Genomic DNA, 26,696 nt, shown 5'->3' with positions numbered 1-26,696 from the left:
GTAATACATAGATTTAATTACCACAAAGAGTGTTCACTTATGATGAATTTTAGAAATTACTTCGCTGCTATATTTTTATTTCTGATCAGTATGGTTGCCCATGCCGACTACACCTTGGGGGCAGGTGACTATGTCAGGGTGGTGGTTTATGGGGATGCTGAACTGACCAGGGAAACCAGGGTTTCTGAGGACGGTGTACTGACGATGCCGCTCATCGGCGAAGTAAAAGTAGGCGGCCTCACTACCATCGAAAGTGAAAAACGCATTGCTGAGCAGTTGAAACGTGGTGGATTTATTGCGAATCCTCAGGTATCTGTGTTGGTGCTTGAGTTTATGAGTAAGTCGGTTTCTGTCCTGGGCGGTGTGCCCAAGCCAGGACGCTATCCGGTGACCAGGCCAACCGATGTAAAAGATATTTTGGCTGAGGCTGGTGGTTTAGTACCAGATGCCTCAGAGATTATCACGGTGGTGCGCGGTGACAAACGTAGCGAATATGATTTAAATGAAGTCATCGAGCGTCGCAACGTCAACGATCAGGATGTTCGCCTGACTGGTGGGGAAACCATCTATATCAGTACACGTGATGTCGCTGTTGTTGGTCAGGTGTTACGCCCGGGCAAATACGGTATTCAGGGTGGCACGCGCAAAATCAGCGATTTCGTCGCATTAGCTGGCGGCGCCACTGAAAATGCGGGCGAGACCCTGTTTTTTACATCAGCACGATCCGGTACGCCTGTCACACAGGAAATCAATATTGATGAACTATTTAGATCCCCATCCAACGCATTGAATAAAGACCTTCAGCCAGGCGATGTCGTGTACGTGCCTAAAGCGCCGCAAGTCTATGTTTATGGCGAAGTGCAACGTCCGGGCATGTACAAAATTGATAAAAACATGACTGTGATGCAAGGCATTGCTAAAGCGGGTGGTTTGACCGTACGTGGTACCCAGCGCTCAGTCAAGTTGCATAGAAAAAATGCCGAAGGCTCCACTGTGAAACAAAGCCCTGAACTCACCGCAACTTTACAAGATGAAGATGTGTTGTTTATTGAAGAAAGTCTGTTGTAAATTTAAAGGTTGACTATGAACTTATCTCAGTTGGTGCTGATTTTAAAGGCACGCTATAAAATGATTTTGCTGGTAGCTGTGATTACCTTGTTGACAGCCAGCCTGGTCAGCTTGTTATTCCCTAAAAGCTATAAAGCAGCGACGACAGTCATTTTGAATTATAAAGGGGTTGATCCAGTGACCGGCATGGCTATGCCAGCGCAATTAATGCCTGGCTACATGGCTACACAAGTAGAGATCATTCAGAGTAAAAATGTGACTCTGGATGTGATTAAGCGTTTGCGTTTGGCAGAAGTTAAATCGCTCCAAGAGCAATTTGCACATGCCACAGAGGGTAAACAAGCTGACATCAATGAGTGGTTGGCGGATTTGTTACAGCAAAAACTGACTATTTTGCCTTCCAAGGAAAGCAGTGTCATCAGCATAGGCTATAAAGGTGTGGATCCGGTATTTGCGGCGACGATGGCGAATGCATTTGCGGAGTCTTATATCAATTTGAGCTTGAAGCTTAAAATCGACCCAGCGATCAAAGCCTCACAATATTTATCTCAACAAACAAAGGCCTTACGTGAAAACGTGCAACAGGCACAGGACAAACTGGCCGAGTATCAGCAAAAACATGGTCTTACCAGCATTCAAGATTCATTCGACGTTGAAAGCTCTAAGCTGAGAGATTTGTCCACGCAATACAGCATGGCACAGTCACAATCGATAGATGCTAACTCTCGTCGTAATGATGCTTCAAAAAACATGAGTGACTCACCAGATGTTGTTCAGAATCCTGTGATTCAGAATATGCGTATGAGCTTAATCACTGCTGAATCAAAACTTGCGGAAATGGGGCAGCGTTATAGTAAAAACCACCCGATGTATATTGCAGCGGAAGCTGAGGTTAATAAAATCAAGAGTCAGTTGAATACTGAAATTGACCGCACAGTGGTGAGCTTAGGCAACAGTGCCAGCATCAATTCAAACCGCTTAAGTGATTTGAAGTTCCAGCTCGAAAAGCAAAAGCAAAAAGTGCTTGATCTGAATCGTTTTAGATCCGATTTGAGCATTTTGGAGAAAGAAGTACAAATTGCGCAGAATGCACTGGAGTCTGTGAACAACCGTTTTAGCCAGACTGCGCTAGAGGGTCAATCTAATCAAGGCGATATCTCGGTACTTGAGACAGCGGTTCCACCATTAGAACCAAGCAATCCCAGCCTGTTTTTAATCGCACCATTCTCAATGGTTATCGGCGTACTGCTGGGTTGCTTATTTGCTCTGTTAGCAGAAATGCTGGATCGCCGTGTTCGCAGCAGGGATGATCTTTTGACGCTGGGTGAGATTCCAGTGTTTGAATACACCATCAAGTCAGCCTAGTTTTAGCTGATGTTTTAAAAACAATTTATCAGGCACAAAGTGATTGCGTATGAATATTATTGAAACAGAGAACAAAGCGCCCTTGAAAACCGTCTCTTCCAGTATCGGGCATTTGTTACTTGATATGGGGAAAATCACTGATAAAGATGCCGAGCGCATTCTGAAATTTCAAAAAGAAAAGTCCATGCGCTTTGGTGAGGCTGCCCTGGCACTCGGTTTTGTTTCGATAGAAGACATTAATCAGGCGCTGTCCTATCAGTTTGATTACCCTTACATCACCCCGGACAAAGCCTCGTTTAATACAGGACTGGTTGCCGCATTTGATCCATTCTCAAAACAGGTTGAGTCACTGCGTTCGCTGCGTACGCAATTAATTTTACGCTGGTTCGAGCGCGGATTTAAAACCATCGCAGTTTCATCAGCCAAAGAGGCCGATGGCGCAAGTTTACTCGCTTCCAATCTGGCAGTGGTGTTCTCTCAACTAGGTGAGCGTACCTTATTGATTGATGCCAACCTCAGAGACCCTTCACAGCACAAGCTGTTTAAGTTAAATAATCACCATGGCTTATCAGATATTCTGGTTGGCCGCGCCACAACCGACGTTGTGGTCAGAATCCCATCCTTGCTCAACCTGAGCATTTTGACAGCAGGCGCAACGCCACCTAATCCGCAAGAGCTGCTGAACAAAGAAGCGCTCGATGAGTTGTTGCAAGGTTTTGCCGACCACTATGATGTCATCATTATCGATACGTCGCCATTGTTGCAATCTTCAGATGCACAGATTGTGGCGAAAAAGGTCGGTGGTGTACTGATTTCCACACAGCAAAACAAAACAGCGCTTAAAGATACTCAAGAGGCTTACGAGGCTTGCCGTAGCCTGGGCATTGATGTGCAAATTGCTTTGAATACAAACTAAGATGTCAGTGTCTCAAGCCACAAGTCCATCAGGGGCAAACCAGAAGCTCTTCGGCTATATCGCCGTATTGCTGTCGCTATTGGTGTTATATGTACCAGTATTCCATGATTTGTTTGTGACCGTCTGGAACTCGGACACACAGTCCCATGGTCCGATTGTATTGGGTATTGGCCTCTGGTTTTTTTATTTTAAAACCAGACAAATTCTAGAGAAACCGCAAACCTTTAAACCAGCGCCTTTACTTGGCTGGCCGATGATTATATTAGGGGCAAGCTTATATCTTATAGGCTACTCACAGAGTGTTTACATCATCTCTATTTTGTCTCTGGTGTTTATCCTCTGCGGCTTGATTTGCATTGTATTTGGCGCTCACATTGCTGTTAAATACTGGTTTGCACTGTTCTTTTTTGTATTCCTTATTCCTTGGCCAGCGTCAGTGATTGACACATTGACCCAACCAATGAAGATAGCCGTTTCCTTTGCAGCTGATCATCTGTTGTATGCGTTGGATTACCCGATTGCACGTTCAGGCGTTATTTTGCAGATAGGCCAATACAAGTTGCTGGTGGCCGATGCGTGTGCTGGCCTCAACTCCCTGTTTACGCTGGATTGCTCTATATCAATGTGATTAATCATCAGGCTTTTTGGCGCAATGTGCTGCTTGCCGTACTCATCGTACCGATTTCTTTCACCTCTAATGTATTACGGGTGTGTACTTTGGCGTTAATTACGTTTCATATGGGGGATGAAGCAGGGCAGGGCTTTTTGCATAATTTCTCTGGCATGATTCTTTTCCTGACAGCACTTATTTTGATTATTGTGATTGACTCACTGATTCAGAAAATTGCCGAAAAATTCAAACTTAACAGCTTGCTAAGCCAAGACTAGCCTTCGTGATGAAAGACTTATACTTAAAACTGCCTTCGGTAAAACTTGCAACAGGCTTGCAGCTATTGTTGTTAAGTATTGTTTTTTGGGGCCTAGCCACCATTCTCAAGCCTCACGAGCATTATGCAAAGTCAGAAAGCAACTTCGAGAAAAATATCCCCAGAGTCATTAATGGATGGGTAGAGGTGCAACAGTCGACACCGCAGGTAAGCATGGTTAGCGATGAAAAAAGCCTCATTAATCAGTTATATGATGACACCCTGATGCGGACTTATGCTGATGCCGACGGTCATCAGGTCATGGTTGCGCTCGCATATGCCAGGGAGCAACGTCAGGATGTGAAAATTCATCAGCCGGATATCTGCTACCCGGCTCAGGGCTATCAAATGCAAAAAACATCGACTGTTACATTTGATGCATTGCAGCGTAGTGGTAGCGCTGCTGTCATCGGTAAACGTCAGCTTTACTATGGCCAAAACCACCTTGAAGCTGTGAGCTACTGGATTCGCGTCGGTGACCGCACCTTGACCTCTGGCTTGCAAATGCGCCTGAAAATCATCGAGGATGGGCTTCTTGAACGGCGTCTGGATGACGGTATTTTGGTGCGTGTATCATCAGTGATCCCAGACGAGAGTAAACAGTCGGAAGCGTATGCTCTGCAAGAGGCGTTTCTGAAAGAGTTTGTTGATACCATAGAACAGCAAACGCCAGGCTTACTCGTTCCCAATCAAATAAAGTCTTAAGTTTCAATGTCAGCCATTTCCAATGCTAAATGGAACCTTATCTCCCAACTGGCCAAGTTAAGTTCCCAATTCATCAATTTATTTGTGTTATCCAGAATATTAGCGCCATCTGACTATGGGCTAATGGGATTGGTTTATGTAGTCACAAACTTTGGCCTCTTGCTTAAAGACATGGGGACCACTGCGGCAATCATTCAGGATAAGCAAATTACCGCCTCTAAAATTGAAGCCGTGTTCTGGTTCAATATTTTTGTCGGCATGTTTTTATTTTTAATCGTCACTTTATCCTCTTCCTTTATTGCGGCATTTTTCTCTCAGCCTGCGCTCAAAGAATTTTTGATCATTTCGGCACTCATCTTCCCAATTTCCAGCTTAACCGCAATACATCAGGCGCTTCTAGAAAAAGAATCTAAATTTAATATTGTCGCCAGAATAGAGTTAATTTCTATCCTTGTAGCCGTAATAGTCGCTGTTGCCATGGCACTCAATGGCTATGGGGTTTACAGCCTAGTCATACAAGCTATTTTGACTGTATTGCTCACCTCATTGCAGTTATTGTTCAGCTTTAAGTGGAAACCTGTATTTAGTTTTAATTACAGTGAGTTTAAAACTCTTTTTATTTTCTCTTCAAACATGACAGGCTTTCAGATAGTGACTTATGCGTTTCGCAATCTTGACACCGTCATTATTGGAAAATTCTTTGGGCCTGCAACACTAGGTTTTTACTCCATTGCCTCAAAAATCATGCTGCTACCGATTCAGAACATCTCCTGGATTGCAGCAAGATCGCTTTATCCAGTCATGAGTAAATCGCAAGAAGATAATGAGTACCTAAAGAGCTTATTTTTAAAGACACTAGGATTTATTGCTTTTTTTACAGCGCCAACAATGGTTGGTATCTTCGTACTTAAAGAAGAGTTCATTAATCTCATACTAGGGTCGAAATGGGCACCTGTTGCCGAGATGCTAGGTTATTTAGCACCCGTAGGGTTTTTCATGTCTATTTTAGGCATATTAACCACTGTGCTCATGGCAAAAGGCAAAGCTAACTTTTTGCTATTAACATCATCACTCGCTGCGGTGATTCATTTTATATGCTTCTATTTTGGCATGCGTCTTGCTGGAATCAACGGACTGATCTGCGGCTATCTCCTTGCAACACTGCTATCAGCCTTATTGCCGTTGTCATTGGTCTTCAAACTGCTCGATATTAAACCGGCTGAATGGTTAATTATTGTGATGCGTGTAATCGCAATTGCACTATTTATGGGCATAGTAGTGCGTGTCGCAGATCAATTCCTAATTAAACAGATTGTTAATAATCAGATCATTATTTTAATAACAGATGCTTTTGTGGGTATTTCTATCTACTTCTTGCTTGTCAGGTTATTTATCAACCAAAAGCTAGAGTATCTAAAAAAAATGATTAAAAGAAATCCTTGAATAAGATTTATAGATTTTAGGCACTTCATCGATATGGCAAAACCTTCAAATCAACATGATTCATTGTGTATCTGCTTAACCCCTTTGCATGTTCTAATTACCGAAAAGGTGTCTGAAGCCACGGGTCAGCATTTTGATAAAGGTGTTTATTTTTCGTATAACAGTGACTCAAAAACAGAGCATTACTACAATAAGATGGCTAGTTTTTGCAAAGAGTCTGAGTTTGTATTGTTGCCCAATGACCACATCAACAGCCCAATCAAACATATAAAAATATTAATACAACGCTGGAAGTTTTTTTTCAGATTTGCCTATTTTTCCAAGTTTAAGGATGTCTACTTCCCCACGTCCTATAATACCTATTTAATGATTTTGCTGGCCATCACTCGCCGGAGCAAAACGCATACTTTTGATGATGGAATCCTAAATATTGCATATGAAGAGATCATCTCTCCACATAGAGCTAAGAGTGTTTTTGCCAAAGTGTATGAGAAGCTGACTGGCGTTTTTTACTCTATTGATGACCTGGTTAAGCGCTCTAAAGAGCATTACTCCATTTACCCGGCTAGTCAAAATGTATGTGCCAATGTTAAAGAGGTCAGCCTTTTGAGGCCTTCAGCCATACATCAGGGGGAGCATGAGAATATCAAGCGAATATTTATCGGGCCTGCACCGGAGGCTGATGAAGAGGTATGGCGTAAAGTGAATAATAAAATTCAAGAAGTCATGCCTGATGAATTCTTACCACACCCGAGAGACGTTCATCAAAAAGCAAAAAATGTTCACTACACTCAAACACATTTGATCGCGGAAGACTATGTGATTAGAGAGTTAGAACAAAATCCTAACAGTGCAATTGAGGTATATGGTTTGCAAAGTTCTGCACTAATACACTTGGCAAAGTTGCCGAATGTGGTTGTATTTAGCTTTATTGACAATAATCCAGGGAATTCTTTATTGATTCGCCTGATGTCAATCTATGGCGTAAATTGTATTAATTAAAAAATATCTTGGGATAATCTTTTGAATTATAGAGCAGATCTAGATGGAATAAGGGCACTGGCAATTATTCCGGTTTTAATTTTTCATGCAGAATTACCTTTTTTACCTCAAGGGTATTTGGGCGTTGATATTTTTTTTGTGCTAAGCGGATTTCTGATTAGCTCATACTTGTTAGATGAAATTCAGGCCAATGGGCAAGTTAGCTTTTCAAGCTTTTATGAAAGGCGAGTGAGACGCATTTTTCCGGCATTATTTTTTATGATGCTGGTTGTAACTTTCGCCTCTATGTTACTTCTTGCTCCTCGAGATTTAGTTGAGTATTGTAAGTCTCAAATTTCTGCCTTATTCTCTGTATCAAATATATATTTTTGGCAGCAATCTAGTTACTTTGATACATCCAACAATTTAAAGCCTCTGTTACATACATGGAGTTTATCTGTAGAAGAGCAGTTCTATCTTTTTTTTCCTTGGCTTTTATTCTTCCTGAGATTTAAAAATAACAAAACAAAACTGAAAACTATCTTTTTGCTAATTTTTCTGTCGCTTGCATTTGCTCAAACATTATCATTTATAAAACCTGTCGCTAGCTTTTACTTATTACCGACAAGAGCATTTGAGTTGTTACTAGGAGTATCAGCGACTCTTGCTCTAACAATGCCTAGTGTTACCAATAGGGTCTTAGGTATGACTCAATATGCCATTAATATGCTCTCAGTTTCTGCTGTCTTGCTTATTGTGATATTGATGGCCATTCCAGTTGAGGCAGTTTCTTTGCCATCACCCGGTTTATATTCTTTTGCTATTAGTTTTCTAGTTTCTTTGTTGTGTGTATCCGGTATCAGAGAATCACTTACAACGCGCGTGTTGTCATTAAAGCCAATAATCTTTATTGGTCTGCTTTCTTATAGCCTGTATTTATGGCATCAACCAATCTTTGCTTTAGCTAGGTACATTTCTCCACTACAACTGACTTCAATCAACTATTTATTACTAATTGTATTAACTAGTATTTGTTCTTACCTAAGCTGGAAGTTTGTCGAAACACCATTCAGGAATAGAAAAAAAGTCCCTCAATCATTCATTTGGATATTTGCAGCAATCTCCACCTTACTGATTTTATTAGTTTCAGGATACATTTACCAAACCCAAGGAATGCCAACTAGATTTTCAAAAGAAAATTTACGACTAATGAGCATGTCCTACGATGGTCGTAAAAAAGCTGAAGTTTGCTCTGCAAGCAAAGACAAACAATTTGAGTTAAAGAGGATGTGTGTTTTAGGGAGCAGTTCCAATATTAATTCACCAAGCTATATTTTATTCGGAGATAGTCATGCATCAGCAATTTCCCCAGCAATTTCTGATGCACTGAATAAAAGAAATTTGAAAGCATACCAAGCAACATATCTCGGATGTCCCCCTGGCATTGGAGTCGAAAGAGTTGATAATAACTTCAGTTGTAACACCTTTAACGACCAAGTTCTCAAGTTTATTTTGGAAAGTCCATCAATTAAAAATGTGATTATTTCCGCTCGATGGACATTACAGGTTAACCAAAGTGAGTTTAATAATGGTGAGGGGGGCGTCGAGGCTCCTGAGCGCCCTCAATACAAAACCTTATCAGGCCTCACTCCAATTGACACGAGTGTGCAACTAATAAATTACCTTTTGAATCACAATAAAAATGTAATTTTGGTTTATCCTATTCCGGAAGTTGGATTAAATGTTCCAATGACGTTATATCGGCTAAATCATGATATATCGACTGATTATATGCAATTTCAGGCGAGAACTATCGATATTTATCGCAAATTCGACTTATTAACGAATGAGCGATTATTTAAAATCTATCCATCTAAGAAGTTATGTCCTGCAAGTGGCACTCGCTGTTTAGCTTCTATGGACAATCACCCTCTTTATTATGACGATGACCATCTCTCACCACTTGGTGCTAAATTGGCACTAGAAGAGTTAGATCAAGCTCTTGAAAAAATTGAGGGCTTATGACCTCCCCTGCCTTTTGAACTTTTAACACAATTAGGAATGTTGATGAAAATTAACCAAAATATACAATTAGAAAATGATCAGCCATTTGTCCTGTTTGGTGGCATAAACGTGCTTGAAGATTTGGATTCAACACTTGATGCATGTAACCACTATGTCAATATCACTAAAAAGCTTGATATTCCTTTAGTGTTTAAAGCCTCTTTCGACAAAGCGAACCGTTCCTCTATTAAATCTTTCCGCGGCACAGGATTAGAAGAGGGCATGAAGATATTTCAGGCCGTTAAAAAAGAATTCAATGTGCCGGTGATTACTGATGTACATGAGCCATGGCAAGCGGCACCAGTGGCTGAAGTATGTGACGTATTGCAGCTGCCAGCTTTCCTGGCACGCCAAACTGATTTGGTGGTTGCATTAGCCAAAACAGGTAAGCCGATCAATATTAAAAAACCACAATTTCTGAGCCCACATCAGATGGTTAATATCGTCGACAAATTCAAAGAGGGCGGTAATGAGAATGTGATTTTATGTGAGCGCGGCACGGCCTTTGGTTACGATAATCTGGTGGTCGATATGCTGGGCTTCGGGGTGATGAAAAAAGTATGCCCGAATGTGCCGATTATTTTTGATGTGACGCATGCACTTCAACAACGCGATTCATTAGGCGCAGCTTCTGGCGGTCGCCGTCAGCAGGTGGTTGATCTTGCTTTGTCTGGCATGTCGACAAAGCTGGCTGGCTTATTCCTGGAGGCGCACCCTAATCCGAACGAAGCAAAATGCGATGGCCCAAGTGCGTTGCCAATTGCTTTGCTTGAAGAGTTCTTGTCTCAGGTGAAACAGATTGACCAGTTGGTTAAATCATTCCCAGTTTTGAATATCGATTAAGTAGCTAATGAGTATGCAACAGAAGATTATCATTGTCATACCAGCGAGGTATGCATCTACACGTTTTCCGGCCAAACCGTTGGCAATGTTATTGGGCAAGCCTATGGTTCAGCATGTATATGAGCGTGCTAAGCAGGTGCAAGGCATTGCTGACGTTGTCGTGGCTACTGACGATGCTCGCATTCTTGAAGCTGTAGAGCAATTTGGCGGTAAAGCAATGATGACTTCTGAGCATCACCAATCAGGCACCGACCGTTTAATCGAGGTTATGAAAGCATACCCTGCAGATGCTTATATTAATGTGCAAGGGGATGAGCCACTGATTCGCCCAGAGGATATTGCCTTGCTGGTGGCTCAACTTGGCCTGCCTGAAACGCAAGTGGCAACGTTATGTCATGCCATTCATGCAGAAGAGGCAAAAAATCCAAATTTTGTGAAAGTGGTTTTAAATCAGCACAAGCAAGCATTGTATTTTAGCCGCTCACCAATCCCATATCCGCGTCATGCAGAGCACGCCACTTATTACAAACATGTCGGGGTTTATGCTTATAAAAAACAGGTGCTTGAGCATTTTTATGAGCTACCGTTCTCCGGCCTGGAAAATGCAGAGTCATTAGAGCAATTACGCTTGCTTGAAGCGGGCATCCCCATACAGGCATTGACGGTAGAGGAAACTGGCCCTGGTGTCGACACTCCCCAAGATCTCAAGATGGTTGAAGCAATGCTTACCGGGCAAAGTGTAGCTCCTCCAGAAAACCCATTGGCAAAAATCAAATTGGTGATTACCGATGTCGATGGGGTGCTCACTGACGGCGGGCTGTACTACAACCAGGATGGTGAGTTTATCAAACGCTTCCATGTACGTGATGGCCTAGGCATTCGTATGTTGATCGAATTAGGGGTTCAGGTAGCTGTGGTTTCTGGACGCGATTCTGCCGTGCTGAGAAAACGGATTGCAGACCTTGGCATTACACGTTTCAAACTTGGGGTAAAGGACAAGTTCCAGGTGTGTAACGACCTGATGCAAGACTGTGGTGTCACCAAGCAAGAGACGGCCACATTGGGCGATGACTCGATAGATTTACCTGCCTTTAAGGCCTGTGGCGTCTGTTTTGCAGTAGGGGATGCAGCCGAATATGTGAAACAGCATGCAACCCATGTATTGAAGTTAAACGGTGGTCACGGTGCATTCAGGGAGGCCAGCGATGCAATATTGGTCGCCAAAGGGCTCTATGAGGTGCTTTCCACGACAGATGGTTATGCGAAAATCATGGACATGATGGTGCAATAAGCCAAGCGTAATTTTCAACTTTAGAAGCCGATCGTTAGTATGAATAAATTATTACCCAAAGCCGCCAGCGAGTCCCATATCTTGGAAATCGCTAAAACGGTCTTTAACACAGAGATCGAAAGCTTGCAGCAGATCGCCAGCGAACTGGATGCCGAGTTTGCCAAAGCCGTGCAATTGGTGCTGGAAAGCAGTGGTCGATTCATTATTATCGGCATGGGTAAGTCTGGCATTATTGGCAAAAAAATTGCAGCGACACTGGCATCCACTGGTACTGCTTCTTTTTATGTGCACCCTGGTGAAGCGTTTCATGGGGATTTAGGCATGATCCAGCCAGGCGATGTGACATTATTAATTTCTAATAGTGGCGAGACAGAAGAGCTGATTAGAATCATCCCGTTTTTAACTTGGCAAAAAAACAAAATAATTGCCCTCACCGGTAATCCGCAATCTACGCTGGCACGTAATGCACACGCTGTTTTAAACATTGCCGTTGCGAAAGAGGCTTGCAATAACAACCTGGCCCCTACAAGCTCGACGACAGCGACACTCGTTATGGGCGATGCGTTAGCGGTCACATTATCGACCCTTAAACAATTTATGCCAGAAGACTTTGCCCGGTTTCACCCGGGCGGTAGCTTGGGCAGGAAACTCCTTACCAAGGTGCATGAGGTGATGCGTAGCAAAGATTTGCCAGTTTGCGGGTCCCATGCAAGCTTCCGGGATGTGGTAAGTGTCATGAATCAGGGCAGGCTTGGTCTTGCGATTATTATTGATAATGATCAGTTAAGCGGTATTATTACTGATGGTGACCTGCGTAGAGCGCTCAATAACTTTGAGAATCCAATCGCATTAAAAGCCTCTGAATTCATGACGCTATCACCGAAAACAATCCACCAGGATGAAATGTTTTCAGCTGCAGAAGAAATTATGCAGGCCCACAAAATCAACTCTATGGTGGTGGTTGATGAAGCCAAGTCAGTAGTTGGTGTATTGCAAATATACAATAACGGTTAATTGCATTGAGCTTATTTTCAACAATTGTTGATGTTCAATTTCAAAGAGAATATTCATTAAGAATGTTACAAATTAAATGACAAATAAATCTAAAATTGTATTCTTTTTGCTGGCTGCTCTATCAGCTGTTTTCTTCGGATTGACGTCCTTAGCACTGATTAATTTGATTGGTGAACACTACACATATTTATTAGCTCTCCCTATATTGTTTATTATTGGACTCTTTTTTCTTGCGGACCGTCATCTTTTCTTTGCGTTTGTTGTATTAATACGGGCATCACTTGATGCACCTTTTGATGCAATGAAATTAGGTAACTTTGGTTTAGGGGCTGTTCTTAATGCTCTCGTTATTTTTATTGCTCTTTTGACTTTTTTAGATAAGCCGGTAAAGTTAGATGTAAATTTAAATCGCATGCAAAAGTCATGGCTGATTTATTTATCACTCGCATTTTTTTCCCTTTTTTACTCTCCTGTATTCTTAGCAAGCTTTAAGGTTTTTCTCATCATAGTTTCCTATGGCTCCATGTTATACATGGGCCTTTCGTCAACAAAAAATGAAGGCGATTTAGGTAAATGGCTGACAATTATTATTTATTCGTCGATCATACCTGTTGCTTATGGTTTATTTAGCCTCCTGGTTGGTGGAGGTGGGGCTAGATTTAGTATTGAAGAAGGCTTAAGAGTTCAGGCTACTTTTAAACATCCTAACTCTTTGGCATTTTATTTAGCTCTGGCGATTACGGTTTCTTTTTATACTCTAAAAGCTAAACCATTTAATGTATCGGCCAAGCTTATAAAATTACTACCGTTCTACATTCTTGTTCTTTTAGGTATGTTAGTGATGACAAAGACGCGAGCCGCTTGGGTCGCGACTTATTTATTTTTCTTTGTGTATGCTTTCTTCTACGACAGAAAGTTTTTAATTGTAGTAATTGCAGCGCCGTTTCTTGCTTTACTTATTCCTGATGTTCAGGATAGGTTGTTAGACTTACAAAAAGGTAATGATTACGGCGGTGGATACCAGCGTCTAAACTCTTTTGCTTGGAGAACTAGCACTTGGAAAAACGCTATACATTGGATGTCTGAGAGCCATTATTTAACAGGTTACGGAATAGCATCATTCGTACATTTTTCTCCCAAATTTGTTATGGCGAATGCTTTTGAACTATTTCAAACTGAAATTAATGCTCATAGCGTGTACGTTCAAATGTTTTTTGAGTTGGGGGTATTGGGCTTATTGGCTTTTCTATTTCTAATTTATACAAACTTAAAAACAATTGTCAGCCTTTACGCAAGGGACAAGCTATTAATATTTACCTTGGTTGTTCTGCTGGTGGAATTTATGTTTGAATGCTTCTCAGACAATATGTTGGATTACTCGGTTTATGAGTGGTATATGTGGTTTTTCATAGGCGTTGCTATTAGCCATGCCACAAACTCAAAAGCAAATAAGTCTTAGCATTAGTTAAAATTAAGAGGCCTCTTTTCGTGAAAGATTTATTCTTTGAAGAAGATTTAAATAGATATCCACCAAGGCCATTTCTCAAGGAGCAATCAATTTGGGCAATTAAACTATATCGATGGGGCAGGCAAATTGACTCCCAAAGTAATGGAATTATTAAGCCCTTGCAACTAAGCCTCTATTGGTTTTTATTTCGGGCAATAGAGACGCTCACTGGTATTAGTTTACCGAAAGGGGCCAATGTTGGGCCTGGTTTAAGAATATGGCATTTCGGTAATATTTTCATTAACTCGGGTGCAATTATTGGTAAAAACTGCACCCTGAGACAGGGCGTGACAATTGGTAATAGACATGAAGATGGTGCATTGCCAGTCATAGGTGATAACGTGGATATTGGTGCATATGCCCAGATACTAGGTGGGGTTCGAATCGGTAACAATGTGAAAATTGGAGCCATGTCCGTAGTACTCGAAGACATTCCTGCCAATTCTACTGCGGTGGGCATTCCAGCAAAAGTCATCAAGACTAACTGAAGTATAAGCAAGCCCAGAAATTTTTTATCTTTTAAGAATAAAGAAATGCGAATTAGTTATTTTACAAGTAGTTATCCACGAGCTACAGATACCTTCATTCAACGAGAGGTAATAGGATTAAGAGCCGCTAGATTAGATGTTTTTACCTCCGCCTTGCGTCAGCCTGAGGACGCTAATAATGTTAGTCCATTAATATTAAGTGAGCGGAAGAAAACGACATATCTCTTACCGACGAACATCATCAAGTTACTGACACTCAATTTAAAGCGTTTGCTAACTGCACCAGCATCTTACTTTAGAGCTCTCAAACTAGCATTTAACACATGCCGACCAGGCATTAAAGGCACACTCTATCAGCTATTCTATTTTCAAGAAGCCTTGTTGCTTGCAAGTTACCTCGAAGAAAATAAAGTAGAGCACCTACATAATCATTTTGGTGACAGCAGTGGTATGGTAACCATGCTTGCGAGTCAACTGAGTGGTGTAGGTTATAGCATCACATTTCATGGGCCGCATATCTTTTTTGATCCAACATTGCTAGCACTGCGTGAGAAAGTTAAATATGCAAAGTTTATTGTTTGCATTAGTAACTATTGTAAAAGCCAAATGATGCTTTTTTCAGATACTGAGGATTGGCATAAGTTACAGATTGTTCATTGCGGGATAGACATTAACAGTTACACCATCTCTCAACAACCAGAGAAGCAAGCTGACAGCCCGGTAAAGTTACTCTATGTCGGCAGGTTGGCAGCAGAAAAAGGCGTTCCTGTCTTGCTGCGTAGTTTAATTGCTCTTAAAAATGAAGGTCATGAATTTCATTTAACATTATTAGGGGATGGTCCTGAGCGAGCAGCTTTGGAAGCCGAAGTGAAAGCGCAGGGTTTAGAGCAGATGGTTCATTTCGGCGGCTTTGCTAGCCAGGAAACCGTAAGGTCGACATTACAGGCAAGTGACGTATTTATTCTGCCAAGCTTTGCTGAAGGAGTACCTGTGTCATTAATGGAGGCGATGGCTTGTGGTGTTCCTGTCATTGGTACGAATGTTGGCGGAGTAACAGAACTCATAGAACATGGCGTTTCTGGCTTGGTTGTTGCGCCATCAGATGAAGTTGCATTAAAAAATGCCATCTTTAGTTATTTAAGTAATCCTGAGTTGCGCGAAAGCGTAAAGCGGGCAGCAAGAAAAGTGGTTGAGTCACAATTTAACTTAGAGCTTGAAGTAAACAAACTTGAGCAATTGATCACAACATATCAAAAGAGCTGACATGATTGGGTATCTCAATAGTAGTGATAAATCGGCTCTTGAAACCTTCTCTATTTGCATTATTGGTGCAGGTGCTGCTGGTATCAGTCTAGCTATTAGCCTTTCTCGGCAGGGGAAACGTGTCTTGCTTATAGAGGGCGGCGACTGGAATGAAACGCCTGATATTGTCGACGCATATGTAGGGCAGGCAACGGCACCACACCCGCAAACCACTGAGTTCCGGTATCAACGTTTTGGTGGCACCACACATTTATGGGGTGGGCGCTGCGTACCTCTGGATAAGCATGATTTTGAGAAAAGGGCACACGTTCCAGAAAGTGGCTGGCCTGCAGGTGCAGCAGAAATTGCTGACTATTATCCGCAGGCCTTGGAGTATTGTGATTCAGGTAAAAACGATTTTACAATTTCTTCATTTGGCCCGAATGCGAAACCTATTTTCAGTGAGGCGCCACTATTGGCACCTGACCTTAACGAGTATATTGAACGCTACAGCCTGCCAACAGATTTTGGTCAAAAGTTTCGTCGTGAGCTGACTGAATCGAGCAATGTCTATGTATTGCTACGTACACGCTGTATCGGCTTAAATGCTACCAATGCAGGCGATGTTGTTAGCTCAGTTACATTGCATGACGGCAAACAGTCTATTGACGTTAAGGTCAAGCAAGTGGTGTTGGCGGGTGGGGGCATTGAAACCACACGGCTAATGTTGGTTAGTCAGCAGAAAATACCTGCCTGGAGTGATCTGGATAATTCGTTAGGCAAATACTATGCCTGCCACTATGACCTGATTTTTGGGGCATTGCGGTTTAGTGGTGAGCGGCCGGTGTTCGACTTTCAGAAAACCACAGAAGGCATTTATGCGCGGCGTAAGCTGCAATTTTCTGCTGAATTTCAAGCTGAGCACGGATTGCTTAACTCGGCTTTTAGATTGCATTTTCCGGCGTATGCAGATCCTTCGCATGGCAGTGGTGTGATGTCGACCATTTTTCTTGCTAAGTCGATTTTAAAACCTGAGTATCAGGCGATTCTAAATCATGGCGTGAACCAAACTGCAGTACGCGGTCAATCATTCAAGCATGTGATGAATGTTGTCATGGATATAGGCTCCGTGGTTGGTTTTGCATTTAACTGGCTGTTTAAAATTAAACTGGCTAAGCGGCGTATTCCATATACGTTAGTTGCTAACCGTAATGGTACTTACCCTATTGAGTTTAATAGTGAGCAGGTCTCAGACGCCAATAACCGTATTGAGTTGCTAAACGAGCATGATCGTTTTGGTATGCCTAGAGTGAGTGTGCATTGGAAGTTGACTGCACAGGATATTACTTCTGGTATTAAATCTTTTAATCTATTAAAAAAACAGTTTGAGAAAACAAAAGCTTGCAGGCTTGAATTTGAGCCAAAAGAGTTAGAAAAGGCAATGGAGAACGCTTTACCCGTTGGCGGCCATCATATGGGAACAACCCGTATGGGAATCGATCCTAATGACAGTGTGGTTGATGTGAATTGTAAAGTGCATGGCGTAAAAAACCTGTATATAGCCAGCGCATCAGTGTTTACCACCAATAGCCATGCCAACCCGACATTAACGATTGTTGCATTAGCCTTAAGACTATCTGAGCATTTAGCCAGCGCAAAGTTATGAACACAATAGGTGCTTTTAATTTGTACTAGCAAGGAGTTTCAAAATGAGTTTCATCAATATAAGTTTGATTGCTCCTGTTCTCTCTTGCACACTAATCTCCATAACCTTGCAAGCAAATGCTGCAGATTTTGGAACATTCGAGAAACCCTTTTCGGCAACATCTCTATGGAATAGCAAACCAGTAGCACCAGTTTTTGATGACTTTGTAATTCCAACATCAAAATTCTTTCCGGCAGTGCAAGATGGAAAATACTCTACGCATTGCTATCTTGCTAAAGCAAGTGATGGGCCAATGATTGTTAAGGGCACTATAGGTAAAAAAGGGATCTATGATGCCGATGCAGAAAACTTTAGTGAGCAAATTACAATTCCACATTGGCCGTCTGAACTATTACCAGCAGAAGGTACAGATGGCCATGCAGATATCTTTGATACAACTTCTGGAATTATCTATTCATTTTGGCAATTAAGGAAGGTGGATAGCGTTTGGCGTGCTACTCATTATGGCTGGATGTCAATGAGTGGCTCAGGCTGGGGCGATCCTGCTCACTACCATCAAGGCTCTAGAGCAACAGGGGTTGCCTCCTGCGCAGGCATTATTCGGAGCTTTGAACTACATGATGGACAAGATATGTATAACCATGCACTTGCAATATCATTGACTGACAGTGCGCTATCCCACATTCCATCTTATGCATACCCAGCGACAGTATCAGATGGTAATACATCAATGAATACAGGTTTAATTCCTGAAGGCGCATTACTGATGTTGCCACCTGAGTTTGATACTGCTTTGTTAAACACACCAGAGCTTAAAAAAATTGCAAATACATTAAAAGTATATGGTGCCTATGTTGTAGATAAAAATTATGGCACGCCTTATCTCATTTACGCAGAAATTGGATCTGGACTAAAAATGCATAAAGGTATTTGGGATGTAAGGGCTGCCCAAGAGCTTCAGAATATAAGGCAAAGTTTACGTATGGTTCGATCCACAAGTGGATGGATTGATGGTAATGGTAAATCTTTTACACCCAATAAAAATTTAAATATATTATCAATGCGAGGGCCTTGGCTACCATTAAATGGTAAACCTGTTGGCAAGTTTGTTTCAGTTCAACAAGCGGTCGTTTTCGATCAAACGGAAACCAAAGTAGTTCAAGCTAACTACTCACCACGCTCAATACCTTTGATCGACTGGGCCAAGCCTGAAAAAGGGAAGCGCTATACTTTAAAAGCGGTGACAACTGGCGGTGCCAGCTTACGGTTCAAGATCATTGACAAAGAGACTAAGAAGCAAGTTTACGACAGCCGCGATCTTCAAAATAATGAGTCGGTGACTTTTGAGTGGCCTGTTGATAGTTTTTACCCTCTGCTCACTGTCACGAGTGGGGTAGGCGGCGCTTCATCAGCGCGAGGTATACTGCTCCGTGCCGCAGACAAATGATTGAAATTTACTTTAATAGGCCTTCGCTATGATTTATGACGCACTTATCGCACTTTTTTATCTTGTATTGTTGCTACTGGCGATTCCGGTCTTAACCTTTGCATTCCAAATTCTCATAGCCATCCTGCCTGGTTATCGCAGAGCAGTGATCGTGCCTAGTCAGGAGCGTATTGCTATCCTGATCCCAGCACACAATGAGTCTGCAGGTATCGAGCATACCTTGCAATCAATTAAACAACAGGCAACTACCAATACAAGAATTGTGGTCGTGGCTGATAACTGTACGGACAACACTGCTGAAGTTGCCAGAAAAGCAGACGTAGAAGCCATTGAGCGGTTTGATCAGGAAAAAAGAGGGAAGGGCTACGCACTGGATTTTGGCCTGCAGTTCCTGAAGCAATCGCCACCAGACATTGTCATGGTATTTGATGCTGATTGCGAAATTGATACTGGCACCATAGATGCATTAGCCAATGCCGTGGTTACCAGACAAAGTGCCATCCAGGCGCTTTATTTGATTCAGTCAAATCCCAATGGCGATATCAAGTCCAAAATAGCCGAGTTTGCCTATGTTGTGAAGAGTTGGACCAGGCCATTGGGTTTTCATCGTCTTGGCTTACCAATGCAACTGATGGGCTCTGGCATGGCATTCCCTTGGCAACAAATTGAAAATGCTAACCTGGTGCATGGCAGTATTGTCGAGGATATGAAGCTGGGCATCGATCTAACGATCGCTTATCGCGCTCCTGGCTTTTGTCCTGAAGCATATGTCGCCAGCTTGTTTCCAGAACACGATGCAGGAACAGAGTCTCAAAGAAAGCGTTGGGAACATGGCCACATCAGCATGATTGTCAAAGAGGGTATTCCATTGCTACTTAAAGGCATCACCTCCTTTAACTTCTCAATCATTGCCATGGCGCTGGACTTGATCGTGCCGCCACTGGCATTGCTCTTTTTACTGTCCGCCTTATTAGCATTTGTATCGGCGGCAGCATGGATACTCACTGGTGATGCACAGCCATGGTCATTGGGGGTAGGGGTGTTTGTAATATTGACAGGCTTTGTTTTAATTGCCTGGTTCAAACATGGTAGAAATATCTTATCTATCATGTCCTTATTTGCATATGCGCCTGTCTATGCGTTGAGTAAAATCAAGCTGTACTTGAATTTCTTCAAGAATCGCCAGGTTGAATGGGTTAAGTCAAGAAAAGACTAGTTAACTTGATTTTTCACGATCAAGCTCCCGAGGCTCTCCAGAATTTTGTGTAAACGGCGATTAATTACTGCCGAGGCGCTCTATCATCGAATTTTATGGTAAACCAGTTTAACGCAGGTTTTCAATCTCTCAGCGGCATAGAACACTTCTCACTGGAGTTTTACAATAGCAGCTTTCTACAAACTGACTGTCTAGACAAAATTATTTACCCCCTCTCTTTAGTTGGCACAACCTTTGCTTTTTACTCTTATGCGTTGATATATGCATTAAATTTAAAAGCTATTTGATCCACTAGTCACATGTAATCTCCAATTATGGTCACTTTGAACAATTTTTTTTAATTGAGTGACCAATTTTGGCTGTTTTAAGATAACCGGAGATTAATCAATGCTGATTGTATTCTCATAGTCAATCTTGATGCGTATTAACAAATCAAAATCCACTAGTCGCATTTATTTAAATGAGTTAGACGTACTAATCGAAAGTGTTTAGTTGTTATTAGCATAAACATGCCTGAGATGTCTCAAAGTTGACTGCTCAGAACCAAGGTGCGCTAATGAGCGCTAAATTGTTTGCAAAGAGTTTTGCTTATTGGGATACCTGTGCAGCTTAGCCATGACTGGTTGGATTGCAAACTGCTGATAATTTAAATCATGACCTTCCCATGTAGGAGTACACGATGAAAGCATCCATGAAAGTTTATTTTACTGCCCATTATTTGCTCAGTGCAGCTTTTGCTTTATTAAGCATCAAAGCTATCGCGGCGATAGACCCTAACACAACTGGCTTATCCATTGAGGCAACAAGTTCAGCTAAAACTTCAAATACACAATTCTACACTGAACCGTTTAGAAAAAACTCTCTTTGGAAAAGTCGTCCGATCTCCCCAACTTTCTCTAACTTTGTAATTCCACTTGCAAAATTCAATCCCTTAATAGATTCAGGTAATTACTCATCGGGCTGTTTTTATGTAGACGATAAAAGTGGGCCTATGATTATTAAACCAAGCCCAGATCAAAAAGGTGTATATGATGCTGATGCTGAAACTTTTCAGCCCCAAATTGAGATACCACATTGGCCCGCCAACTTGGAGGCTGCAGCTGGGACAGATGGTCATGCGGATGTTTATGATGTTTCATCAGGAGTAATACATTCATTTTGGAAACTAAAAAAAATCAATGGTTTATGGACAGCTAATTTATATGCATGGTCGCCAATGAACGGCTCAGGTTGGGCCGATCCCGCCCATTATTACCACGGTGCGAGGGCCGTTGGGGTTGGTGCCTGTCCTGGAATGATCCGTAAGCATGAGTTTTTAAGTACCGATACTTCATTATACCCACACGCACTAGCCATGTCTCTTGATAAGACTGGAGCTGCACCCGGATACGTTTTCCCTGCAACATCTGCAGATCGTTTAAGCTCGATCAATACAGGTCAAATACCTGAGGGCGCATTAGTTATGCTGCCCACAGATTTTGATACTTCTAAAATTAAGACACCAGAATTAATTAAGATCGTGAACACATTAAAAATTTATGGTGCCTATGTTGTTGATGGTAATTATGGCACCCCTTTCGTAATTTACGCAGAAGCTGGCTCAGGGCTTAATTTACATAAGAACGGCTATAACATAAAAGCGGCGAACGAGTTGCATTTGATTCGCCAATCTTTGCGTATGGTCACTAACGTTAAGTATTGGATAGATGCGAATGGCACTCCGTTTGTACCAGAAAAAAATTTAAACGTTTTATCTATGCGTGGGCCATGGGGTGTAATAAAAGGAAAGGGGTGGTACAAGACTGACCCAGCAGTTGGTCAGTTTGACACATGGAAGCAAGCAGTGGTCTTTGGTCCAACTACATCACCCATCGTGCAGTCCAATCCAACCAATCGTTTTATAAGCCAGGTGACATGGGCCAAACCTAATTCTGGACAGAGATATAAGTTGACAGCTAGAACTACGGGGGGGGGGAAGTTGAGACTAATCATTTATGATCAAAACTGGAATAAAAGGGTTGATACGTATGATCTGATAAATGGTCAATCGGTAACTTTCAATTGGCCTGCTGGTGATTTAAAGTTTGATCTATTTGCGACGAGTGGAATAGGTAAAGGATCCACCGTCAGCGGCACATTATTGCGCGTTAAGTAGTTGATACGACAACCAGTAACCATCTAGTCATGTACAACCGCCTGTTACATTCCCACATATAATATAATGTGGGAATGTGCAACTGCGGAGATATATTATGAGTCGCCTAACCATCGATATCACAGACCAGCAACACCAAAGCCTGAAAGCTCTGGCTGCCTTGCAAGGCAAAACCATCAAGCAATACGCCCTGGAAAGGCTGTTTCCAGGCGATGCTGATGCCAATCAGGCATGGACGGAGCTGACAATCCTGCTCAGCTCCCGCGTCCACGAAGGACTTGCTGGCAATGTGTCTACCAAGAGCATCAACGAAATTCTTAATGAAGAGCTAATCGAGGGCAAGGCTTGACCGGCTACGTTCTCACTGCAGCGGCAGAGTCGGACTTGCGCAGCATCGTGCGCTATACTCGCAAGCAATGGGGCAATGCGCAGGTGCGGCACTACATTGCTACGTTGGAGCGCGGTATCGCCAGTCTCGCCGATGGCGAGGGGGCATTCAAAGACATGGATGCGCTTTTTCCGGCTTTGCGGATGGGGCTCTACGAACATCATTACGTATCTGCTTGCCGCGTGAGGAAGCGCCTGCTCTTATCGTGGCTATTTTCCATCAGCGCATGGATCTGATGGCAAGACTGGCTGATCGACTTAAAGAGTGATGGCTTTTTAATATCATTACTGGTCAGTTGCCAGATGAATATTCAGTTATATGTTCCATTTGCGTTGCTTGAACATGACCGCCAGCTGTGACTACTCATGCAAAATCATGAAATCCTTGCGCATTCGGCAAGCCAGTGCTGGATGATTTGTCTTTTTTATACTTTTATCACATTAAATCATTTGACTGCAGATTAACAGCGCTTGAGAACAGTCTGGCCTTATATCGCAATTTAAATTAAATTTACATTTGTGGTGTATAGTTTAAATTTGTAATTTAACCGTTAGTCGGTTAGACAAATTGATGCTAAGGAGCCTAAATGATAAATGTAAAAGGAATCAGCAAAAAAGCACTGCTATTCGTGATCGTGTTATCAAGCTTTAACGCTGGTGCAATTGAGTTTAGTAGTTATGCTCGGCCTTTCACTGCAGATTCGTTATGGAACAGTGTTCCGGTGTCACCCACATTCTCAAACTACATCATTCCTGATTCTCTATACAATCCAACAGCAAATACGCCAGCGTTTTCTGCTTCATGCTTTTATGCCGATGCCTCTGACGCAGCCATGACAATTAAGGTTGGTCCAGGCTATGGTGGGATTCACGACCGGGATGCTGAGAAGATGGTTTCAGAACTGACTATTCCCCATTGGCCAGCCAATGTGATACCTGCCACGGGTTCTGATGGTCACGCAGACGTCATAGATGTCGATAATAAAGTCATTCACTCGTTTTATAAGCTAAAACTAATTAATGGCGAGTGGACATCACTTTTATATGCATGGGCACCCTTGGATGGGCGTGGCTGGGGTGATCCTGCCCACTTTTACCAAGGGGGGCGGGCGGTTGGTATACCTGCATGTGCTGGGATGATACGTGTTCATGAAGTGAATGACGGGGATGTTATGTTTAGACATGCATTATCAATGTCTTTAACTTATAACGGGTTGTCATCGAGCCCTGGCTATACTTATCCATCAACTGCAGCAGATCTGAATCTAGCATCAAACACAGGGCAAATTCCTGAAGGGGCTTTATTGATGCTGCCTGCAAACTTTGATCTGTCAAAAATTAGAACCCCCTTTTTGAAGAAAATTGCAAATACATTAAAGACTTATGGTGCATATGTTGTGGATAGAAACTACGGAACCCCTTATGTCATTTATTCTGAAATTGGAGCGGCTACACAATCTACGGGTTCCGCATATTATGAACATACACTTATTCAAAAGGCATTACGCATGGTGACTTCTGTGCAAAGCTGGGTAGATGGGAATGGCAATAACTTTACAGATAAACGAAATTTGAATGTTTTGTCAATGCGAGGACCTTGGGCAAGGGGGTTTAATTATCAGGCAGATAGTGATGCCTGTATAAACTCTTGCGGAATGCTTGGTAACTTCAATAGCTATCAGCAGGCAGTTGTTTTTGAAAGTAGTGATGAAACAATTATCCAATCCAACTATTCAGGACGCTCTATTACACATGTTTCATGGGCTAGACCTAAAAAAGGAGAAAACTTCAAGCTTAGCGCAAATACAACAGGGGGCGGGAAATTACGTTTGACTATTCGCGATCCCCAAAAGAATGACTTAATTGTTTATGACTCAGGCTATTTAAGTGATGGACAATCAGCTATTTTCTCATGGCCAATTGATGACTTTGAAATCACAACGATTATATCAAGCGGGGTGGGAGAGCCCTCTAGCGTATCGGGCTCTCTGGTGCGTATTGAGTAGCTAACAAGGCAATCACCTAAGCTCTACTAGCCCCCAACTCATTTAGAAACTTTCTGACAGGCACTTCTATAAAGTGGTAGCTAAAGGCAGCGATGATGAAGGCTGCGGCTACCAGGAAGACCCTGGAGTGTCCTTGATGAATCATTTTGTAACAAGGTTGTTGCCATAGGTAGAGCGAAAATGAAATCAGCCCGATTCTGGTTAACAAAGGGTGGCATAAAAATCTCATCACGTAATCGGGTAACGCTTTGATCGTGCAAATGGCAGTCGCGACACAAATGGTTCGCAGGCTATATTTGATCGGGTCCGCGATAGGGTTCAGGTTGAATGCGACTGCCAGCGCAAGCAGGGCGATAGAGGTGAGAGGATGCACCTTTTTATCTGACTGGTTAAACAGCAGAAAGCTGATCACACCAATCAAAATTGAAGCACTCCTGGTATCTGATCGCCAATACACATTGTAATACTCCAGGTGCTGGCCGAAAGTAAGTAGCGCGCCATTCACCAGAAAAACCAAGCATAGTGCAATGAGCGGTTTTGTTGGATCGAATTGATATTTTCTCGATAAAAAGGCGATCAATGCCAGCAATATATAAGTGTGCTCTTCAATGCAGAGTGACCAAATGTGATCCAGCACTGGCGTGTGTGCTACATAAATGCTGTAGTAGTTATAGGTGAACGTCAGTGTTTCCAACACACTTTGATAGCCAACATGCAAGCCATTTTCTGTTCTGCCAAAAATAACCCACATAGCAATAATGAATACAAACAGCGTAGGCCATACGCGTGAGATTCGTCTTTAAAAAAAGCTGGGCAAAGGCGTATGCTTTATAAATAAAATCTCCGCCATGAGGCGCCCGCTTAATACAAAAAACATCTCCCCCCCCAAATCTGCCAGCATTGAAGCCATGGATGTTTAGAAAGTGGCCGATAAGCACAGCCAGGATTGAGAGCCCGCGCCAGCCATCGAGGTAGGCGTAGCGTGTCAGATGATTAACGTTGCTCATTTTTCAACCATTCAACAGAACTTAATAAACTTTGCTCATAAGTCATGAATGAAAGGTTGGCCGAGATTTTTTGCGCATCCAGAAAAATATGTTGCTTGAACAGCCGAACCAAAGAGGGGGGCAGTGGCTCTGGCAACCGGCTGGCCAAATGACCTTGCTTTGCCTTGCTGAGCAGTTTTTGAGAGATTTTGACTGCAGGACTGAATGCTTTGGAATCCAGCTTGAGTTGTAGCGGGTGAATACGTTTGACCGGCGTTGCATCAATCGCCTGCGCCAGGTCAATAAAATATTGGTTCCATCTTGGACTATCTGGCGCAGACAGGTTGAAGTGCTGAATTTCCCCTGCTGTCAATGGCATCTCAAGTCCGAAATGAATGGCTTTGACGACATCATCAACATGCACCAGGTTACTCCAGCCATCTCCAGCACTACCCAAGTCGCCTAGGCGGTAAGCTTTAAGCAAGTTGGCAATCCGCTCTACCCATTGCACACTGCCTGGACCATGAATGCAGCCCGGGCGAAAAACAACGACTTTGCCACCCGCCTGCGCATAAGCTTGCATGTGATTTTCAGCCTCGCATTTGGCAGCGGCATACCAGTTGTAATCTGGATCAAAAGGGGAGTCTTCGGTAATCACGCCTTCACTGGCACCATATACTGACATGGTGCTTAAATGCACGATCGTCGGCTTGCCTGCGGCCAGCGCGGCTTGGGTCAATATTTGTGCACCAGTACCTATCGAATTTTTATCCCCGGCGACGCAATTAACAACGGCATCCACACTTTGCAACTGCTTGGTCAACGCGGACAGATTCATGCTATCAAGAATAACGTGGTTATCTAGATTGTTACGCATCCTGCCCCTGGAAGCAGCAATAGATGTCATGTTTGCATTTTGCAAATGCGTGTGCAGGCGACTGCCCACGTGACCGGTGGCGCCAAGGATTAAGACTTTCATA

General features: G+C 42.6%; 22 protein-coding genes and 1 pseudogene. 21 read left to right on the top strand and 2 right to left on the bottom strand.

The window, feature by feature from the left end; genetic code table 11:
• Window positions 1–39 precede the first annotated feature (39 nt).
• From INP78_RS09920 to INP78_RS09820, 21 genes and pseudogenes are all read left to right on the top strand, one after another.
• Window positions 40–1,068, top strand: coding sequence for an SLBB domain-containing protein (locus INP78_RS09920; protein WP_194742021.1), 1,029 nt, complete (start codon window positions 40–42; stop codon window positions 1,066–1,068).
• Between the two features lie 15 nt (window positions 1,069–1,083).
• The gene (gene epsF, locus INP78_RS09915; protein WP_194742020.1) at window positions 1,084–2,433 is read left to right on the top strand and encodes a chain length determinant protein EpsF; all 1,350 of its coding nucleotides are present in this window, start codon (window positions 1,084–1,086) and stop codon (window positions 2,431–2,433) included.
• A gap of 49 nt (window positions 2,434–2,482) precedes the next feature.
• Complete coding sequence (epsG, locus tag INP78_RS09910; protein ID WP_194742019.1) at window positions 2,483–3,349, top strand: chain length determinant protein tyrosine kinase EpsG; 867 nt, start codon at window positions 2,483–2,485, stop codon at window positions 3,347–3,349.
• Window position 3,350: 1 nt separating this feature from the next.
• Window positions 3,351–4,237, top strand: a pseudogene (gene xrtB / locus INP78_RS09905) (exosortase B).
• Between the two features lie 8 nt (window positions 4,238–4,245).
• Window positions 4,246–4,980, top strand: a complete 735-nt coding sequence (locus INP78_RS09900) for an exosortase C-terminal domain/associated protein EpsI (RefSeq protein ID WP_194742203.1) — start codon at window positions 4,246–4,248, stop codon at window positions 4,978–4,980.
• A 6-nt stretch (window positions 4,981–4,986) separates the two neighbouring features.
• Window positions 4,987–6,423: a lipopolysaccharide biosynthesis protein gene (locus INP78_RS09895; RefSeq protein WP_194742018.1), complete on the top strand. Its 1,437-nt coding sequence runs from the start codon at window positions 4,987–4,989 to the stop codon at window positions 6,421–6,423.
• Window positions 6,424–6,456: 33 nt separating this feature from the next.
• Window positions 6,457–7,425: a glycosyltransferase family 52 gene (locus INP78_RS09890; protein ID WP_194742017.1), complete on the top strand. Its 969-nt coding sequence runs from the start codon at window positions 6,457–6,459 to the stop codon at window positions 7,423–7,425.
• Between the two features lie 21 nt (window positions 7,426–7,446).
• The gene (locus tag INP78_RS09885; protein ID WP_194742016.1) at window positions 7,447–9,429 is read left to right on the top strand and encodes an acyltransferase family protein; all 1,983 of its coding nucleotides are present in this window, start codon (window positions 7,447–7,449) and stop codon (window positions 9,427–9,429) included.
• Window positions 9,430–9,465: 36 nt separating this feature from the next.
• Window positions 9,466–10,311, top strand: a complete 846-nt coding sequence (kdsA, locus tag INP78_RS09880) for a 3-deoxy-8-phosphooctulonate synthase (RefSeq protein ID WP_194742015.1) — start codon at window positions 9,466–9,468, stop codon at window positions 10,309–10,311.
• A gap of 13 nt (window positions 10,312–10,324) precedes the next feature.
• The gene (gene kdsB / locus INP78_RS09875; protein ID WP_228522794.1) at window positions 10,325–11,602 is read left to right on the top strand and encodes a 3-deoxy-manno-octulosonate cytidylyltransferase; all 1,278 of its coding nucleotides are present in this window, start codon (window positions 10,325–10,327) and stop codon (window positions 11,600–11,602) included.
• A gap of 39 nt (window positions 11,603–11,641) precedes the next feature.
• Window positions 11,642–12,616 carry an SIS domain-containing protein gene (locus INP78_RS09870; RefSeq protein WP_194742013.1) on the top strand — a complete coding sequence of 325 codons (975 nt, stop codon included), beginning with the start codon at window positions 11,642–11,644 and terminating at the stop codon, window positions 12,614–12,616.
• Between the two features lie 76 nt (window positions 12,617–12,692).
• Window positions 12,693–14,075, top strand: a complete 1,383-nt coding sequence (locus tag INP78_RS09865; RefSeq protein WP_194742012.1) for an O-antigen ligase — start codon at window positions 12,693–12,695, stop codon at window positions 14,073–14,075.
• Window positions 14,076–14,104: 29 nt separating this feature from the next.
• On the top strand, window positions 14,105–14,611 hold the full coding sequence (locus INP78_RS14725) for a serine acetyltransferase (RefSeq protein WP_194742011.1): 507 nt from the start codon (window positions 14,105–14,107) through the stop codon (window positions 14,609–14,611).
• A gap of 45 nt (window positions 14,612–14,656) precedes the next feature.
• A complete protein-coding gene (locus INP78_RS09855) occupies window positions 14,657–15,874 on the top strand; it encodes a glycosyltransferase family 4 protein (RefSeq protein ID WP_194742010.1) in 1,218 nt (405 codons plus the stop codon).
• A gap of 1 nt (window position 15,875) precedes the next feature.
• Entirely contained in the window at window positions 15,876–17,519 is a 1,644-nt protein-coding gene (locus INP78_RS09850; RefSeq protein ID WP_194742009.1) for a GMC oxidoreductase, read from the top strand.
• Window positions 17,520–17,562: 43 nt separating this feature from the next.
• The gene (locus INP78_RS09845; RefSeq protein WP_194742008.1) at window positions 17,563–18,966 is read left to right on the top strand and encodes an Atrophin-1 multi-domain protein; all 1,404 of its coding nucleotides are present in this window, start codon (window positions 17,563–17,565) and stop codon (window positions 18,964–18,966) included.
• A gap of 28 nt (window positions 18,967–18,994) precedes the next feature.
• On the top strand, window positions 18,995–20,182 hold the full coding sequence (locus INP78_RS09840) for a glycosyltransferase family 2 protein (RefSeq protein ID WP_194742007.1): 1,188 nt from the start codon (window positions 18,995–18,997) through the stop codon (window positions 20,180–20,182).
• Window positions 20,183–20,861: 679 nt separating this feature from the next.
• Window positions 20,862–22,337 carry an Atrophin-1 multi-domain protein gene (locus INP78_RS09835; RefSeq protein WP_228522792.1) on the top strand — a complete coding sequence of 492 codons (1,476 nt, stop codon included), beginning with the start codon at window positions 20,862–20,864 and terminating at the stop codon, window positions 22,335–22,337.
• A 97-nt stretch (window positions 22,338–22,434) separates the two neighbouring features.
• Window positions 22,435–22,686: an antitoxin gene (locus tag INP78_RS09830; RefSeq protein WP_194742006.1), complete on the top strand. Its 252-nt coding sequence runs from the start codon at window positions 22,435–22,437 to the stop codon at window positions 22,684–22,686.
• Window positions 22,683–22,961, top strand: coding sequence for a type II toxin-antitoxin system RelE/ParE family toxin (locus tag INP78_RS09825; protein WP_228522791.1), 279 nt, complete (start codon window positions 22,683–22,685; stop codon window positions 22,959–22,961). Before INP78_RS09830 ends, INP78_RS09825 begins: the two co-directional genes overlap by 4 nt.
• 350 nt (window positions 22,962–23,311) lie before the next feature.
• The gene (locus INP78_RS09820; protein WP_194742005.1) at window positions 23,312–24,730 is read left to right on the top strand and encodes a hypothetical protein; all 1,419 of its coding nucleotides are present in this window, start codon (window positions 23,312–23,314) and stop codon (window positions 24,728–24,730) included.
• Window positions 24,731–24,746: 16 nt separating this feature from the next.
• Here INP78_RS09820 and INP78_RS09815 read toward each other — a convergent pair whose 3' ends face one another.
• Both INP78_RS09815 and INP78_RS09810 read right to left on the bottom strand, forming a co-directional pair.
• On the bottom strand, window positions 24,747–25,523 hold the full coding sequence (locus tag INP78_RS09815; protein ID WP_368667986.1) for an acyltransferase family protein: 777 nt from the start codon (window positions 25,521–25,523) through the stop codon (window positions 24,747–24,749).
• A 200-nt stretch (window positions 25,524–25,723) separates the two neighbouring features.
• Entirely contained in the window at window positions 25,724–26,695 is a 972-nt protein-coding gene (locus INP78_RS09810; protein WP_194742003.1) for an NAD(P)-dependent oxidoreductase, read from the bottom strand.
• Between the last annotated feature and the right edge of the window lies 1 nt (window position 26,696).

This window comes from Methylophilus sp. 14 (assembly GCF_015354345.1).
Taxonomy (GTDB): domain Bacteria; phylum Pseudomonadota; class Gammaproteobacteria; order Burkholderiales; family Methylophilaceae; genus Methylophilus.
Note: the sequence above shows the minus strand (reverse complement) of the source record. Positions and strands in the feature narration are given on the sequence as shown.